Source organism: Candidatus Pelagibacter sp. uisw_138, from assembly GCF_059512485.2.
Window position 1 is genome coordinate 844,750 of record NZ_CM183453.2, and the last position, 16,829, is coordinate 861,578.

The following is a 16,829-nucleotide window of genomic DNA, read 5'->3' on the forward strand; positions in this document are numbered from 1 at the left end:
ATTGTAGATAGGTTTAAAAAAATTCTAAACTAAATTTTTTTATTTTTAATTGTTTTGTATATTTGCCAACCAACAATTAAAATTGTAATTCCTATTATTGAAGCGGTAAGAGGTCTGCCCCATAAAAAAGTCCATGAACCATCACTTATTAATAAAGATCTTCTTAAATTTTCTTCCATTAATCCACCAAGGACAAAAGCTAATATGAGTGGTGGCATTGGAAAATCATATAAGCGCATAAACGTTGCAACAACTGCAATCCCAATCATTAGATAAATATCAAAATTATTAAATGACATTACATAAATTCCTGTAATTGAAAAAAATAGAATAAGAGGAATTAAATAGTTTTTAGGTACCGCAAGTATTCTTGCTATGTAAGGTATTAAGGGCAAGTTTAGAATAAGCAACACTACCATTCCAATATACATAGACATGATTACCGACCAAAAAATTTCAGGATTAGTTATATAAAGTCTAGGTCCTGGTTGAATTCCAAATCCTAATAAAGCACCAAGCATTACTGCAGTAGTTCCACTTCCAGGTATTCCTAAAGTTAGTAAAGGAACAAATGCTCCAGAACACGCTGCATTGTTTGCGGTTTCTGGTGCAGTTAAACCATGAACACTACCTTTGCCAAATTTTTCTTTTTCTTCATCACTAACAAAATTTCTTTCCATTCCATAAGCTAGAAATGATGCAATAGTTGCACCAGCTCCTGGTAAAACTCCAATTAAAAAACCAATAACTGAGTTTCGAGGAATAGCTTTTAACATTTTACCTCTCTCTTCTTTATTAATCTTAATTGAACCTAGTTCTGTTAATGAAACTTGTTTTGCAACTGCAGATGGATCATTTCGTTTTAAAATAATTGTTAAAGCTTCACTCATAGCAAAAGTTGCCATTACAACTAAAACGAAACTTATCCCATCAGATAAATTCATATTATTAAAAGTAAATCTTGTAATATCAGATAATGAATCTTGACCAACTGATGCTAGCATTAAGCCTAAAACAACCATCATCATTGCTTTTAAAAATTGTCCCTTTGATGAAAAGGCTGCAATTGCTGTTAAACCTAAAATCATTAAAGCAAAATAATCTGGTGATCTAAAGGATAAACTTACTTTAGATAAACTTGGTGCAAGAAATAATAAATATATTGAAGCAAGTGTTCCACCTGCAAAAGAACTCCAAGCAGCAATAGCTAATGCTTTTCCAGCTTTACCTTGTTGTGCCATTGGGTAACCATCAAAAGATGTAGCAACAGTTCCAGGAACGCCTGGAGCATTTAATAAAATTGATGAAGTTGATCCACCAAATACTGCACCATAATAAACACCTGCCATTAAAATTAATCCAGTAGCTGGGTCAAAACCATAAGTAATAGGTATCATTAATGCAATTGCCGTCATTGGTCCAAGACCGGGTAACATTCCAATGATGGTTCCAAAAAAACAACCAATCATAACCATAAATATGTTTTGAAATGTAAGAGCCGTTTTTAAACCGATTAAAATTCCTTCAATCATCCCATAACTCCAATTAGTTTTAAAAATGGATCTCTTAAATAAATTTCAAGTACTCCATGTAAAAGGTACATGAAAGCACCCACAAAAGGGAAAGAGAGTAAAAATATTAACTTCCACCTTCTCTCACCTAACGCATAATAAGAAGATGCTAAAAATAGAGAGGTAGTTAAAAAATAACCTACTTTTAATATAGTTGCTCCATAAATAATTGCTATGAGCACAAGTATAGCCGTTTTCTTGTACTCTAAATTATTATGATCAACTTTAATGGTATTACGCTCTGGTAAAATAATTTTTAAACCAGAAAAAAATAAACCTGCATAACCTAAATAAATTGGAAATGTTCTGGCATTAAAAGGTGCGTTTTCATCAAATGAAAAAACTTGAATTTGATACGCGATATATAAATAGAATGATGAGAAAATAAAAAAGAGCAGTGATATAATTTTAGTAGTATTTATATTCACTGCTCTAATTTTTAAATAACCCTAAAGGATTATATAACTCCCAATTTCTTCATAAGGGCTGTCATTTCTACAGTTTGCTTTTCTAAGAATTTAACAAAATCCTTATCTGAGTTATAGATATTAACCCAAGCATTTCTTTTTCTAACAGCTTCCCATTCAGGAGTTTTCATAACTTTACCTAACATTGCAGATAAAGCTTTTTTATCTTTGTTGCTCATATTAGGAGGTCCAAAAAATCCTCTCCAGTTTACGAACTGAACATCATAACCTTGTTCTTTTAAAGTTGGTGCATCCGGTGCATCAGCTACTCTTGAAGGAGCAGTTATACCAATAATTCTTACTTGGTCTCTTGCACCCATAAGTTCACCTAAACCTGTAGAGATAATTTGAGTTTCTCCAGATAAAAGTCCGGCTAACGCTTTTCCACCAGCGTCATAAGGTATGTAAACAACATCATTTGGATTAGCACCAGCAGCTTGGAAAGCTAAAGCACCAATTAAATGATCCATACTTCCTCTTACTGATCCACCAGCCATTTTGATAGAGCTTGGGTTCTTTTTGTATGCATCAACTACATCTTTAAAGTTTTTGTAAGGTGAGTCTTTTGCAACTGCAATTGCACCATAGTCACCGATTACACCTGCGATTGGTGTAACATCTTTATAAGATAGAACTCCAGACCCTGAAACATAACCTTCATGTCTAGTGATAGATCTTAAAACTAGCGGTGTAGATTGTACTAAAACCGTATTTTTAGGTTGAGTATTAATCATGAAAGCTAAAGCTTTTCCACCACCACCACCTGACATATTTTCAAATGATGCACTTTTTAACATTCCTGATTTTGTTAAAGCTTCTCCAGTACCTCTAGCAGTTCCATCCCATCCACCACCAGCACCACCACCAATTACGAAATGGATTTTATCCATTGCGATTGAATTTGTTGCTGTTGCAGAGAATAATAGAATTGCTGAAAATAGTACTGAAACTATTTTTTTAATGTTTTTCATTATTTCCTCTTTATTATTAGTTAATAAGACATTTACTTGAAATCTTAATCAATAGTCAATACTACTTACTATATTGTTCTATTAAGTAGAACGTGTTATTCTACCTAGTAGAATATGATTAAAATAAAAAAAAAATTGATGGCGTTGAGGCAGTAAACAAAGCACTAGAAATTATAAATTGTTTCACTCTAAAAAGTGAAACATTAAGCATAACTGAAATTTCAAAAATTACAGGTGATTATAAAAGTAGAGTTTCCAGAATATCAAGATCATTAGAAAATTATGGGTTTTTAAGAAGAATTGATAATGGTGCATTTAAACTTGGAAGTTCAATTGGTAGGCTAATAGAAGTTTATGACGATAGTTTTAATTTTAAAAAACTTATTAAGGATGAAATAGATTTCATAATGACAAAATCAAATGAAACAGCTAGTTTTTTTGTAAAACAAAAAAATTACAGAACTTGTTTGATAACTAGTGAACCCAATAAACCCATAAAACACACAATCCAAACTGGTTTAAAAAGACCTCTAGACAAAGGTTCAAGCGGACATGTTCTTTCAGCATTTCATAATTTACCAATTAAAAATAAAGAAACTATTCTTAAAAACCAATATTCGATGTCTTTTGGTGAAAGAGATAGAGAGATCGCTTCTGTTTCTGTTCCAGTAATACCAACTAAAAACAAAATTTTAGGATCACTAACAATTACAGGACACATTAGTAATTTTAATAAAAAAAATTGTTTATCATTTTTAAATATTTTAAGATTATCAAGAATTAAGATTGAAAAAAAACTTAAAAAAATTTCATAATATGAATACTTCTCTCGATTTAAATAAAGAAGCTTTAAAACAATTATTTTCTAAAAAATTTCTATTAGTTATTTTAATTTCTATCCCGAGTGCAATTGTAGCTGACTATTTTAATATTCCATTGGCATGGATGCTTGGTCCTATGCTTGCAGTTTCAGTTGCAGCATTAAGTGGAATAAAAATCAAAATGCCAAAACTGGCTTTAAGTTCAATATTAATAGTTCTTGGGCTTCATATTGGAAATTATATAGATCAGAATTTAATCAATCAAATGACTGAATGGGTATGGACTTCAATAATAATGTTTATCTATATTTTGATAAGTATTTTAATTGTATCTAAATATTTACAAAAATTTTCAGGTTATAATGTCAAAACTTCTATTTTTTCAGCAGCACCAGGTGCTTTAGGTCCGTTAATGATATTAGCTGAACATGAAAAATCTGACTTATCTCAAGTTGCTACTTCACATTTAATTAGGTTAATTATAATAATAACCGTCATTCCCTTTTTTGTTGTTAACTACTCAACAAATGAAGCTCTAACAATTGAAAAATTTAATTATCTTGATCAAAACCATTTTCATCTTTTAATTCTCTTAATAGGTTCAATATTATTAATTTTCTTATTTGATAAAATTGGTGTGCCAGCTGCATTATTATCTGGGACATTAGTTGCAAGTGGAATTTTGCAAATATCTGAAGTTGCTTCCTATAAACTACCAGATGAAAGTATAAATTTTTGTTTACTTATTTTAGGTGCCTCCGTTGGTTGTCGTTTTGCAGATAAATCATTAAAAGAAGTTGCAGGTAATTCTTTTCATAGTTTGGTTGCAACTGTAATACTTGTAGCTCTTGGATTATTAGCTGCAATTGTTGCAACATATTTTGTTGATACCAATTTCTTAACTCTACTTTTATCTTTTTCTCCTGGAGGAATTTATGAAGTAGCAGTTATAGCAATTGCTTTTGATTTAGACCCTAACTTTGTGGCATTTCATCATATTATTAGATTGCTGATGATACTCTTCACTGTTCCTGTAATATTGAAAATTATTGGTAAGAAATTAAATTAATATTTTTTCTAAAACTTTATCTGCACTTAATTTATTTAAATCATCAACTTGAATTGCTTTAAAGTTTTCTCTCTCAATACTAACTTTAAAAGCAGTTGTGTGTTTACCAAATAAAGTCAATCCTTTCACTCCAAGATGAGCAGTCATGTGAGCTGGACCCGTGTCATTTGCAATAACAAATGAACTTTCTTTAATTAAACTTGTTAATTGCGATATATCAAGGGCTTTATCTTTATCTAAAATTGAAACAGCATTAATGTTTTTTGCATCATCAATTTCAGATGGTCCAGGTGCCACAATAACTTTAATTTGGTCACTATATTTATTTTTAATTAACTCTATTAGTTCATTGTAATGAGGCCATTTTTTATGAGTTAGATGAGCTGAACAAAAAGGAAATAAAACAATGTATTTATCTAAATTAAATTCTTGTTTAAGATTATCAATGTTAGTCACAGCCCAACTAAAATTTGGTTTCATAGTGTGTTCTGTTTTAATTCCAGAAGTTTTTAATTGATGATTAAATCTATTTAAAACTGGGTCTTTATCAAATTCTTCTTTTGAAATATTGCTTGGCAAAGTAGTTTCTGAACTAGACCAAGTATTAAAATTTGCTTTTGGAAATAAGATGTTTTTATAAAATTTTGTTCTAGATGAGTTTTGTAAATCATAAACTTTTTTTATATTTAATTTCTTTAAAGTTCTCATCAACAAATATAGATAAATTAAATTAAATCTTGATAAGCGTTTGTCTAATATAACATTATGTACATATGGGTTTTTTTTAAATAATTCAAAATAGGGTTTTGTTGTTAATATATTTATTTGATCTTCAGGGTGGGTTTCAGAAATGTCTTGAATTGCACCACAAGCTTGCGCTATATCTCCTAGAGAACCATGTTTGATAATCAAAATATTAGACATATTTCTAACAACTTAACATAGTATAAAATTTTATGAATAAAATTCTAGTTGAAGTATCTGTTGGTGAACTTTTAGATAAAATTTCTATTTTAGAGATTAAACAAGAAAAAATTAAAGATCCTGAAAAGCTAAAATTTATTAATACTGAGCACCATATTTTAAAAGACCAATTAGATAACAATGTAAAATCAGATGAAAAAATTGAAAAATTATTTCAATCTCTAAAAGAAATAAATGCAAAACTTTGGGTTATTGAAGATGACAAAAGACAGTGTGAAAAAGAAAAAGATTTTACTGAAAAATTTATTAAGCTCTCAAGAGATGTTCACTTTTTAAATGATGATAGAGCAAAAATTAAATTAGAAATGAATAATCTTACTGGATCTAAAATTAAAGAAATTAAAGAATACACTAGTTATTAAAAATTACTGGAAACCAATCTTCACGCAACGTATCACCATTTTTTAAATTAATTCCATCAAATGGTGGAGATGTTGGTCCTCCCCTATCAATATATTTAACATCATCGCCTATAAATCTCATTGAAAATGCTCTACGCGACTTAGAGGTTTTGTTGCCACTTGATCCATGAACAATTTTAAAATTAAACAGCACAGCATCTCCTAAATTTAATTCAGGTATCAAGATATCTTTTTTATAATCATTAATCTCATGTAAATTCATAAAAGAACTATCATCACTATACCAAGATTTGTCAGTAGACCATTTTGTTGGTCTTACTAACTTTGGCCATTTATGTGATCTTAAAATAAGTTGAAGATTATTGTCTTTATCAACATTGTCTAATGGTATCCAAAAACTTCCAGTTTTATTTCCATCAGTACAATAATATGGCATATCTTGATGCCATGGAGTTTCTTTATGTGTTCCTGCTTCCTTAATAAAAATATGTTCATGAAAAATTTGAGATGATTTTGATGAAGTAGCTTCTGCAACTATTTGAGCAGCTTGTGAATTAAATATACAGTCTTTGAATTCACTTATTCTTTGCCAATTACAATAGTCTTCAAAGAATCTACCATTGTTATCAGTAACATTTTCTCTTCCATGTTTACTAGGGTTATTTAAAACCTTTTGAAAGCCTGCTCTCAAGGGTTCTATCCAATCTTTAAAAATATCCTTAATGATTATTACTCCAAGATTTTTATAATCTTCAATTTGTTTATCTGTAAGGTGCATTTTAATCTTATTGAAAACTATATTTTTTTTCTAAATATTTTATCAGGTTATGAATGATAAAAGTCATAAACAGATAAATTCCACCTGCTAAGAGAAACACCTCTAAAGGTTTATAAGTCGTTGATACAATGTGTTTAGCAACACCTGTAATATCCATTAAAGTTACAGTGCTAGCAAGAGATGTACCTTTCATCATTAATATAATTTCATTACCATAGGCTGGTAAAGATTGTCTAATTGCTACTGGAATTTGAATTTTATATAAAATAATTTTACTTGATATCCCAAGGCTTTTACCAGCCTCTATAATTCCAGGTTTTATAGTTTGAAAAGCTGATCTTAAAATTTCTGAAGTATAAGCTCCTGTATTTAAAGCAAATGCAATAATTGCGCACCAATAAGGTTCTTTTAATATTACCCAAAGAAAAGTGGATCTTAACCACTCGATTTGTCCAAGACCATAATAAATTATAAATATTTGAACCAATAAAGGAGTTCCTCTAAATAAATAAGAATACCCATAAGCAAATTTATTAATAAATGGGTTTTTATTTAATCTTAAAACTGCAAATAAAAATCCAATAAATAAACCAATGATTAAAGATGCTGATAATAATTTTAAAGTTATAACTGCTGCACTTAGAAGTTTTGGCAAACTTGTTATCATTAAATCTAAATCCATTAAAAGCCTCTACTATATTTTATTTCAAGTCTGTTAATCAATTTCATACTTAAAAATGTTAGCATCAAATATAAAACTGCCGCAAAACAATAAAAGAATAAAGGATCTCTAGTAGAACCCGCTGCAATATAAGATTGCCTCATAATTTCAACTAAACCTGTAACTGATATTAATGATGTGTCTTTTAAAGTGATTTGCCAAACATTACTTAAGTTTGGAATGGCAAGTCTTAACATTTGAGGTAAAATTATTTTATAAAATTGTACAAATTTACTAACACCTAAAACTTTGGCAGCTTCAAATTGACCTTTATCTATTGATTGAATAGCACCTCTAAATACTTCCGTTGAATAAGCTCCTGATATTATGCCGATTGCAACTGAACCAGTAATAAATGCATTAATCTCTATGTATTCAAAGTATCCAAAAATTGAAGCCACATACATAATCGCTCCACTGCCTCCAAAAAAGAAAAGGTAGATTACTAATAATTCAGGAACCCCTCTGATTACTGTCGTGTAAGTGTTTCCAATGAAATTTAAAAATTTATTGTTTGATAATTTTAGTGGTGTAAAGATTAATGAAAATAAAAAACCAATTAACATTGCAGTAACTGCCACTGCAATTGTCATTAGAGTTGCATAAAACAACTCGTCTCCCCAGCCTGTTTTTCCGAATGATAAAAGATCCATATCGAAAGGGCGACTAAATAAATAGTCGCCTTTTCAAAATATTATTTACATAGAAGCGTCAAAGCCAAAATGCTTGATCGCTAATTTGCTGATGATTCCTTGTTTTCTAGCAGTGTTAATTGCTTTGTTGAAATCTTTAAGAAGTTTTGCATCTCTTTTACCAATCGTATCAGTTCCGCCTTGTCTTACTCCAACTCCAACACCATTACCAAAAGCACCTCCTGAAAAAGTAGGTCCAACTAATACTACTGGTTTTCCTGATTTATCTGCATAATCAGTGAATGCAACTGCTGCAGCTAATGCCACATCACATCTACCAGAAGTTAAGTCTAAGTTTACTTCATCTTGAGTTTTGTAAGTTCTAACATTCACTTTACCTACATCACCAGACTCTAAAAAATTTTGGTGAATAGTTCCAGTTTGTGTACAAACAGTTTTTCCAGCAAGTGCAGCAGTTAAAGTCTTAAGAGTTTTCTTAACAGCACTTCCACCTAAAGTTAAATTAATACCTTCTGGCGTATCCATGCTCTCTAAACTTGAACCTTTCATTACTGCAAGGGCTGCAACTTCATCTGCATAACCTTGTGAAAAAGTAATTGTTTTTTGTCTTTCAGCAGTAATTGACATTCCTGCCATGATCGCATCAAACTTTCTCATTAACAAAGCTGGAATCATTCCATCCCAATCTTGTTCAACAATAGTACATTCATGTTTCATAATTGCACAAAGTTCTTTAGCTAATTCAACCTCAAAACCAATAAGAGCACCTGATGCATCCTTAGAGTTCCATGGTGGGTAAGCGCCTTCCGTTCCAATCTTTATTTTATCGGCATAAACATTTCCGATTAATAATAAAGAAGCAAGAACTGTTAGAATAGTTTTTTTAAATATATTCATTATTTTCTCCTTTAATTTATGACAATTATTTCACAAATTTAATAATTAAAAAAGAAAAATTAATGATTTATTGAAGAAGAAAAATTCCAAGAACAATCAAAACTAGGTATGTAAACTCTAGATATTTTAGTATTTCCAAAATGATGGTTAAATACATTTAACCAGCTATCAACTTGTTTGGGTTTTTTATCTTGGCTACCAACTTGAGCTGTAATCACTCCTTTTGGTTTTAAAATTCTAATCATAGAATCCATGTTTTTTGCAGCAAGATCTATACAAAACTGATCATCATTAAGATCAACAAATATGTGATCATAAGTGTCATCTTGTACTGATTTTATACTTTCAAAAGCATCTCCCCATACACATTTTACTGAATTTTTTTCTGTAGATTTTTTTCCAATATCACCGAGGTGTTTATTACAAACATCTACAACCTCGGGATCAAGTTCATACCAATCAACAAAACTAAAATTTTTAGAAATACATTCTCTAGCAACACCGCCATCACCTCCACCAATAATAGCTGCTTTTTCATTGTCTTTATTTAAATTAAGACCTGCACCAACAAATGTTGAGCTATATAAATGCTCATCAGTTGATGCAACTTGAATTTCGCCATCAATAAATAAAGATTTACCAAATTGTTCTAATTCTAAAATTTCAATATGCTGACCAACTTTTGATTTAAAATCTTCAATCACATCATTTACTACATATGATTTTTGCAAACCAGATGAACTATAAATATCATGATAAAGAGATTTTGTATCTCTATTGAACTCTTTTTTAACAATTCTTTTATGAGTAAATTCTTTTTTTATTATATCGATTGCTATTGATGGATTTACTTTTCCACATGTGAAAAAATCAAAACTAATAATTCCTTTTTCAGGAAATGTGTGAAAACTAATATGACTTTCGGCTAATAAGGCAAGTATAGTGAAACCTTGTGGTTCAAATTTATATTTTGAAATATTTAGAATTGTAACTTCTGAAGATTTTGCAATATCGTGTATTACTTTTTCAAATACAGAGGGATCGTATTCTCTTGTAGTACCAATAATGTCTAGAGTTATATGCTCACCTACTTTAGTCATAAAAAATTATCCCCTCTTATAATTTTTTGCTTTACTTAAAACTTTACTCATTTCTTTTGATGATAAAATTTTAGGCTTACCAATTTTTAGGGCTTTTATATACTGGTTCGAAAGATTTTCAACCTCTTCAGCTAACTCAAATGCCTTTGATAAATTCTCAGAAAATGCAATCTGCCCGTGATTGCCTATTAAGCAAGCATTTCTTTGTTTTAATGCTTTAAGAATATTTTTAGATAACTCTCTTGTTCCATAGGTTGCATATTTTGCACATTTAATATCCTTACCACCTGCCATTGCCACCATATAATGAAATGCTGGTATTCCTTTTCCATGAGTAGAGATTGCTGTTGCGTAGTTAGAGTGTGCATGCACTATTGCTTTAGCTTCTTTTTTATTCAAGTAAATATCTTGGTGAAATCTCCATTCAGAGGATGGTATTCCTTTTTTTTCATCAAATTTACCTTTAATGGAAACAAAAACTATATCTTTACTTTTCAATGAAGAATATTTAGCTCCTGAAGGTGTTATTAAAAAACCATCTTGAAATCTTGCAGATATATTTCCCGATCTTAATGCTGAAAGTTTTCTACTATTCAACATTTTAGCGTATTTAATAACTTCAGACTTTAAATTTTTCATTATTTAAACATCTTCTTTAATGCATCATTTGATGCTTCACAAATTCCTTTTTCAGTTATTAATCCTGTTACATATTTTGCTGGTGTAACATCAAAAGCAAGGTTCATTGCTTTGCTTTTTTTAGGATAAATTAAAATTTTTTTAATTTCATCATTTTCATCCATACCTTCAATATGAGATAATTCTTCTGAATTTCTTTCTTCTATGGGAATATCTTTTCCCTCCTTAATTTCCCAATCAATGGTTGAGCTTGGTAACGCCACATAAAATGGTACATTATTATCATGAGCAGCCAAAGCTTTAAGGTAAGTGCCTATCTTATTACAAACATCTCCATTAGATAAAGTTCTATCTGTTCCAACGATACACATATCAACATCACCTCTTTGCATTAAAATTCCACCTGTATTATCTGCAATAATTGTATTTGGAATATTTTCTTCATTTAATTCATATGAAGTTAAATTTGCACCTTGGTTTCTAGGTCTTGTTTCATCAACCCAAACATGAACGGGTATACCTTTTTTATGTGCATGATAAATGGGAGAAGTTGCTGTCCCCCAATTGATAGTTGCAAGCCAACCAGCATTACAATGTGTTAAAATATTAACTTTGTCTTTCTTTTTATTATAAATTTCCTCAATTATTTTTAGTCCATTAATACCTATGTTTTCACAGAACTTTTCATCCTCATCACATATTTTTTTTGCTTCTTTTAAAGCTATATTTAAAATTTGATCACTATTAATTCCTGATAATTTTTTCATCATACGATCTACAGCCCATTTTAAGTTTATAGCAGTAGGTCTTGATTCAATTAACTCTTCAGAACTTTTTTTTATAAAATCAGGATCGTTATTTTCCTGGATTGCCAGTGCCATTCCATAAGCTGCTGTACCACCAATCAATGGTGCTCCTCTTACTTCCATTACTTTAATGGCATTAATTGCATCTTTAACTGTTTTTAAATCTTTAATAATAAACTGATGTGGAAGTTTTGTTTGATCAATTATTTTGACAACATTTTCTTCGTACCAAATAGTTCTGTATTCTTTATTTTGAATTTTCATTTAGATAGAACTCTACCAGCTACTGTCTTGAGTTTATCTATTGTTTTTTTGCTTCTTTTTTCAGGTGCTGTAATAATTGCTACATCTAAACAATTATTAGTAGGGTCTTTTGGATCAATATGACTTTCAAAATTATCAATGATATTTTTTATCATTTTTTTTGCTTTCTCAGCATTACCTAATAAAACTTTAATAACTTGCTGGACATCTACATTTTCATGATCAGGATGCCAGCAATCAAAATCTGTAACCATTGATACAGATGCATACCTGATCTCAGCTTCTCTTGCGAGTTTTGCTTCAGGCATATTAGTCATTCCAATAACATCAGCCTTCCATGATCTATATAAATTAGATTCTGCTAATGTTGAAAATTGAGGTCCTTCCATCACAACATAAGTCCCGTTTCTTTGATAATCTATTTTTGATTTTTTAATCGCAGCTTCACAAGCATTCATTAAACCATTTGATGTTGGGTGTGCCATTGAAACATGAGCTACGATTTCATCATCAAAAAAAGTTTTGGTTCTTGAAAATGTTCTATCAATAAATTGGTCTACAATAACAAATTTTCCTGGTGGTAAATCTTCTTTAAGAGAACCTACAGCTGAAACTGAAACTATATCTGTAACACCCAGTTGTTTAAGTACATCTACGTTTGCTCTAAAATTTATATTAGATGGAGAAATAAAATGACCTCTTCCATGTCTTGGTAAAAAATAAACTTCCTTATTGTTATAATTTGTCTTTAAAATTTGATCTGATGGTTTTCCCCAAGGAGTACTTATATCAAGTAATTCACGGTCTTTAAATTCCTCTACATCATAAAGACCACTTCCACCAATTATTGCTAATTTATTTGTTGTCATAATCAAAAATTTATTTATCTATACTTTTATAATTAACTATTATGAATTTAAAAGATTATATTAGATCAATTCCAGATTATCCTAAAAAAGGTATTTTATTTAGAGATATCACTACATTAATTAAAGATGAAAATGCATTTGCAACAACTATTAACCAAATTGTTGAAAGATCTAAAAAGTATAATTTTACAAAAATTGCAGCAATTGAATCACGTGGTTTTGTATTTGCCTCTGCTGTTTCTTATATTTTAAAGAAGCCATTTATAATGCTTAGAAAAAAAAATAAATTACCAGCAGATGTACATTCAATTGATTTTAAACTTGAGTATGGAACAGCTACAATTGAGGTTCATAAAGACTCCTTAAATGAAAATGACAGTGTTTTAATTATTGATGACTTAATAGCCACTGGAGGTACAGCAGAAGCAGCGGCTAAACTTGTTGAAATATCAAAAAGTAAAGTATCAGCTTTTGTTTTTGTAATAAACTTATTTGACTTAGGTGGGTCTGATAGTTTAATTAAAAAAAATTATAAAGTTGAAAATCTAATTAATTTTCCTGGACATTAGTTGATACATTTATGAGATTAAAATATTTAAATATTTTTCTAATTTCTTACATAATATTTATTTTATTAGCTTACAAATATACTGATTATCAATTTTTTAATTTTTTATTTTACAATATTTTTGATGGATCAATAAATTTTTTACCAAAAAATTCAAATTTAAAAATTGAAAACTATATACCATCACTAGATAAAGATTTTTTATTTTTTATACCTATTCTGCCACTAATAATTTATTCTTTGTATATCATATTCAATTTTAATAAAATAATTTTACCTAATAAAAGTTCATTTTTTTTTACTGGCACAGACACTGATCATCTTAAGAAATACAATATAAATTACTTAATTGCAGGTGCAGCTGGATTGGGATTATATTTGGAATTAGCTATTATTAGAATGCATTCTTCATTTTTTCAAATGTTTGCATTTTTTAAAAATTTTAGTCTTCTTTCTTGCTTGCTTGGATTAGGCGTTGGATATTTATTTGGAAACAAAAAAATATTTTCTTTAAAATGGGTATTTCCATTTTTAACTATTCAAATTTTGTTAATGTATTTTTTAAAAAATACACCAATATCATTCTTTATACAAAATCCTGTAACAGAGCAAATTGCAATGGGTCAAGGATTTGTTCAAGGGTTTTTTCAATTTTTTATTGTTTATTCTTTTATTGTCTTAATTTTTATTTTTAATGCAATGGCTTTTGTGCCTTTAGGTCATTTAGTTTCACGTTTAATGCACTCACAAAAAAAACTATTAAGTTATAGCTATAATTTAATAGGAAGCGTTGCTGGGATTATTGTTTTTGCTTTAATGTCTTTATATTGGACCGGACCGTCTGTTTGGTTTCTATTAGGATTTTTAATTATGCTTTTTTTTCAAAAAAAAGACTACATAAATATTATTTTTAGCAGTATATCTATAGTAGTTGTCTTGCTAATTTTTTTAATTCCAAAAGAATCTAGCGAAAAAGATATCTATTCACCATATCAAATAATTTCAGTCACATTCGATGGAAAAATAGTTAAAAAAATAAAAGCTAGTAATTTATTTTTTCAAACACCCTTAAGCTTAGATGTAATGAATTCTTCTTATTTTCTTCCGTTTAAAGCAACAAATGAAATACCAAATAAAGTATTAATAGTAGGTAGTGGAACTGGAAATGACACAGCGGCTGCTATTAAATCTGGAGCTCAATCTATTGATGCAGTTGAAATAGATCCTGTAATAATTGATTTGGGAAAATATCATCCTGATAAACCTTATCAAAATCAAAAAGTGAACGTAATAAAGAACGATGCAAGAAATTTCATAAGACATACAAATGAAAGTTATGACTTAATTTTATATGCTCTTTTAGACTCTCATACGTCCTTGTCATCTAACGGAGGTATTAGACTAGATAGTTATGTTTATACAGTTGAGGCTTTTGAGGAAGCAAAAAAAAAATTAAAAGATAATGGTTACATAAGCTTATCTTTCTACGTTCAAAAGAAAGCACTTGGGGTTAAGATATTTAAAATGTTAAAAAAAGCATTTGATGGTCAAAATCCAATAGTCTACATGAAAAAGTCAGGATCACATATTTCAAAACAAAATGATAAAAATTTAATTGATGGTGAAATATTAGAAGAAGATTTTTTGGAAGGAAAATATACTTTTTTAATTTCAAAAAATCCAAATAAAGTTTTTAAATTTAATGACACAGTTGATTTGGTAAAAGTAAATTTTTTTGATAATGATCAAGAAAAAATAACTATTTCAACTGATGATTGGCCTTTCTTTTACATGCCTACTAAAGTATGGCCTAAATCATATGTGATTATTTTAATCATAATATTTGTTTGTTCATTTTTATTCATTAAAAAAACTGCAACGCTCAATAGAAAAAATTTTTCTATAACATGTTTTTTCTTAGGAGCTGGTTTTATGCTTATAGAAACAAAGGGAATTACAGAAATGGCATTGATTTATGGAAGCACATGGTTTGTAATAACTATTGTTATAGGTTTTGTTTTATTAATGGCATTTCTTGCAAATTTAATAATTATTAAAAATGGTCAGATTAAATCCTCAATAGTATATTTTTTTCTAATTGTTTCTTTGTTATTTGGATATTATTTTACTTTTTTAGACACTAGCAGTTTTAGCTCAATTATTTTGAAGATTATGATTCCAACAATTTTAACTATTCCAATATTCTTTTCTGGTTTAGCTTTTTCAAAAGAATTATCAAATGAAAGACATGTGGGCGTCGCTCTATCATCAAATATTTTAGGAGCAATTTTTGGTGGATTAATTGAATATAATTCAATGTATTTTGGTTTTAAATCACTATACTTGTTGGCAATAATTATGTACTTGATGGGATATTTTTTTTCAAAAGAAAATAAATTTAAATTATTTTAAGTGGATCAAACCACTGACCTCAGACTTATGAGTCTATCTCCATGGACCTTGCCCTCTCACTCTAGAATAATTGCTCCTGTTAATGCTCTCTTTCCTTTCTAGTGATATTGAAGCAAATTAAAGAATATTATTCAAGAACCAATTTCATTAATGCGTTTATGGAACAAATATATCTTCCTGTAAATTTAATTATTAAAAAATTCTTTTGAGGAATACTGTGTTAAGCAGAGTCATATCGACTCATGCTTGTCACACTGGTGTCACACAGTTGAATTAAAATGTATGTTTAATATTAATAACAAAAAAAAATACAGGTTATGACAACTAAGAAAAGTGTGTGTTAGTTAAAAAAGGTTATAAGGTTGAAAACTTAATGGATTTTCCAGGGCATTAAATGGTAGCGGGAAGTGGAATCGAACCACTGACCTCAGGCTTATGAGTCCTGCGCTCTAACCGACTGAGCTACCCCGCCACTTAATTATTGTTGATTTATAATAGTTTTATTTTTTTGTGCAATCAAGTTTTTCTCTATTTTTCCTGCAGACAGCTGTCTTAGAATTTCACCTGCACAACACCCTACTTCACAAATATTTGATAACTTCAAATTATTCTTATTAATTATTTTTAATATTTGTTTTGCTTTCCAGGGTGAATCTTTAGCATGCCAATCACTGTTCTTGCTAAGATATTCGTTATCTTTATATTTATGCGATGTATGATTTATATCACTCATAACAATGATTATATTTAGGGTATTTTTAATCTGTCAAGATGTTATGGGAGCTAAACCTGTTTTAAGTATATCTTGTGTATTTAAAATTATATGTTTTTATTAGAATAGAATTTATACTAATAACTAAGTAAAAAGATAAAAATT

18 protein-coding genes and 1 tRNA gene are annotated in these 16,829 nt (G+C 29.2%); 5 read left to right on the forward strand and 14 right to left on the reverse strand.

The window, feature by feature from the left end:
- Nucleotides 1–29 precede the first annotated feature (29 nt).
- Genes AC5YGC_RS04570 through AC5YGC_RS04580 form a run of 3 tightly spaced genes read right to left on the reverse strand, consistent with a single transcriptional unit; the run spans nucleotide 30 to nucleotide 3,009 of the window.
- The gene (locus AC5YGC_RS04570; protein ID WP_415277807.1) at nucleotides 30–1,532 is read right to left on the reverse strand and encodes a tripartite tricarboxylate transporter permease; all 1,503 of its coding nucleotides are present in this window, start codon (nucleotides 1,530–1,532) and stop codon (nucleotides 30–32) included.
- Nucleotides 1,529–1,999, reverse strand: coding sequence for a tripartite tricarboxylate transporter TctB family protein (locus AC5YGC_RS04575; protein ID WP_496139078.1), 471 nt, complete (start codon nucleotides 1,997–1,999; stop codon nucleotides 1,529–1,531). Before AC5YGC_RS04575 ends, AC5YGC_RS04570 begins: the two co-directional genes overlap by 4 nt.
- Before the next feature lie 29 nt (nucleotides 2,000–2,028).
- Nucleotides 2,029–3,009, reverse strand: a complete 981-nt coding sequence (locus AC5YGC_RS04580; protein WP_496139079.1) for a tripartite tricarboxylate transporter substrate-binding protein — start codon at nucleotides 3,007–3,009, stop codon at nucleotides 2,029–2,031.
- A gap of 134 nt (nucleotides 3,010–3,143) precedes the next feature.
- On the opposite strand from AC5YGC_RS04580, the gene AC5YGC_RS04585 reads away from it, so the two are divergent.
- Together AC5YGC_RS04585 and AC5YGC_RS04590 are read left to right on the forward strand one after the other, a co-directional pair.
- The gene (locus AC5YGC_RS04585) at nucleotides 3,144–3,824 is read left to right on the forward strand and encodes an IclR family transcriptional regulator (protein WP_502314040.1); all 681 of its coding nucleotides are present in this window, start codon (nucleotides 3,144–3,146) and stop codon (nucleotides 3,822–3,824) included.
- Nucleotide 3,825: 1 nt separating this feature from the next.
- On the forward strand, nucleotides 3,826–4,899 hold the full coding sequence (locus tag AC5YGC_RS04590) for an AbrB family transcriptional regulator (RefSeq protein WP_496139081.1): 1,074 nt from the start codon (nucleotides 3,826–3,828) through the stop codon (nucleotides 4,897–4,899).
- Here the strand turns inward: AC5YGC_RS04590 and AC5YGC_RS04595 are convergent.
- Complete coding sequence (locus tag AC5YGC_RS04595) at nucleotides 4,891–5,823, reverse strand: glycosyltransferase family 9 protein (protein ID WP_496139082.1); 933 nt, start codon at nucleotides 5,821–5,823, stop codon at nucleotides 4,891–4,893. The two genes, AC5YGC_RS04590 and AC5YGC_RS04595, sit on opposite strands and share 9 nt — an antisense overlap.
- Nucleotides 5,824–5,855: 32 nt before the next feature.
- Between AC5YGC_RS04595 and AC5YGC_RS04600 the strand changes: the two genes are divergently transcribed.
- Nucleotides 5,856–6,245, forward strand: coding sequence for a DUF6165 family protein (locus AC5YGC_RS04600; protein ID WP_496139083.1), 390 nt, complete (start codon nucleotides 5,856–5,858; stop codon nucleotides 6,243–6,245).
- Here AC5YGC_RS04600 and AC5YGC_RS04605 read toward each other — a convergent pair.
- From AC5YGC_RS04605 to AC5YGC_RS04640, 8 genes are read right to left on the reverse strand one after another with little or no spacing between them, the layout of a single operon-like run.
- A complete protein-coding gene (locus AC5YGC_RS04605; RefSeq protein WP_496139084.1) occupies nucleotides 6,235–7,023 on the reverse strand; it encodes a phytanoyl-CoA dioxygenase family protein in 789 nt (262 codons plus the stop codon). The two genes, AC5YGC_RS04600 and AC5YGC_RS04605, sit on opposite strands and share 11 nt — an antisense overlap.
- A 7-nt stretch (nucleotides 7,024–7,030) precedes the next feature.
- Nucleotides 7,031–7,705: an ABC transporter permease gene (locus AC5YGC_RS04610; protein ID WP_496139085.1), complete on the reverse strand. Its 675-nt coding sequence runs from the start codon at nucleotides 7,703–7,705 to the stop codon at nucleotides 7,031–7,033.
- Nucleotides 7,705–8,397 carry an ABC transporter permease gene (locus AC5YGC_RS04615; RefSeq protein WP_271523062.1) on the reverse strand — a complete coding sequence of 231 codons (693 nt, stop codon included), beginning with the start codon at nucleotides 8,395–8,397 and terminating at the stop codon, nucleotides 7,705–7,707. The genes AC5YGC_RS04610 and AC5YGC_RS04615 overlap by 1 nt, the downstream gene beginning before the upstream one ends.
- A gap of 45 nt (nucleotides 8,398–8,442) precedes the next feature.
- The gene (locus tag AC5YGC_RS04620; RefSeq protein ID WP_496139086.1) at nucleotides 8,443–9,294 is read right to left on the reverse strand and encodes a transporter substrate-binding domain-containing protein; all 852 of its coding nucleotides are present in this window, start codon (nucleotides 9,292–9,294) and stop codon (nucleotides 8,443–8,445) included.
- 59 nt (nucleotides 9,295–9,353) lie between these two features.
- Nucleotides 9,354–10,394, reverse strand: a complete 1,041-nt coding sequence (speD, locus tag AC5YGC_RS04625) for an adenosylmethionine decarboxylase (RefSeq protein ID WP_496139087.1) — start codon at nucleotides 10,392–10,394, stop codon at nucleotides 9,354–9,356.
- Nucleotides 10,395–10,400: 6 nt separating this feature from the next.
- A complete protein-coding gene (locus AC5YGC_RS04630; protein ID WP_496139088.1) occupies nucleotides 10,401–11,033 on the reverse strand; it encodes a class II aldolase/adducin family protein in 633 nt (210 codons plus the stop codon).
- Nucleotides 11,033–12,103, reverse strand: a complete 1,071-nt coding sequence (mtnA, locus tag AC5YGC_RS04635; protein WP_496139089.1) for an S-methyl-5-thioribose-1-phosphate isomerase — start codon at nucleotides 12,101–12,103, stop codon at nucleotides 11,033–11,035. Before mtnA ends, AC5YGC_RS04630 begins: the two co-directional genes overlap by 1 nt.
- Nucleotides 12,100–12,972 carry an S-methyl-5'-thioadenosine phosphorylase gene (locus AC5YGC_RS04640; RefSeq protein ID WP_496139090.1) on the reverse strand — a complete coding sequence of 291 codons (873 nt, stop codon included), beginning with the start codon at nucleotides 12,970–12,972 and terminating at the stop codon, nucleotides 12,100–12,102. The genes mtnA and AC5YGC_RS04640 overlap by 4 nt, the downstream gene beginning before the upstream one ends.
- A 41-nt stretch (nucleotides 12,973–13,013) precedes the next feature.
- Here AC5YGC_RS04640 and AC5YGC_RS04645 point away from each other — a divergent pair, with 41 nt between their 5' ends.
- The gene (locus AC5YGC_RS04645) at nucleotides 13,014–13,541 is read left to right on the forward strand and encodes an adenine phosphoribosyltransferase (RefSeq protein ID WP_496139091.1); all 528 of its coding nucleotides are present in this window, start codon (nucleotides 13,014–13,016) and stop codon (nucleotides 13,539–13,541) included.
- An 11-nt stretch (nucleotides 13,542–13,552) separates the two neighbouring features.
- Nucleotides 13,553–15,952 carry a spermine/spermidine synthase domain-containing protein gene (locus AC5YGC_RS04650; protein ID WP_496139092.1) on the forward strand — a complete coding sequence of 800 codons (2,400 nt, stop codon included), beginning with the start codon at nucleotides 13,553–13,555 and terminating at the stop codon, nucleotides 15,950–15,952.
- Between the two features lie 395 nt (nucleotides 15,953–16,347).
- Here the strand turns inward: AC5YGC_RS04650 and AC5YGC_RS04655 are convergent.
- Both AC5YGC_RS04655 and AC5YGC_RS04660 read right to left on the reverse strand, forming a co-directional pair.
- Nucleotides 16,348–16,424 (reverse strand) — tRNA-Met (locus AC5YGC_RS04655).
- Between the two features lie 6 nt (nucleotides 16,425–16,430).
- A complete protein-coding gene (locus AC5YGC_RS04660; RefSeq protein WP_496139093.1) occupies nucleotides 16,431–16,685 on the reverse strand; it encodes a hypothetical protein in 255 nt (84 codons plus the stop codon).
- Nucleotides 16,686–16,829: the final 144 nt, after the last annotated feature.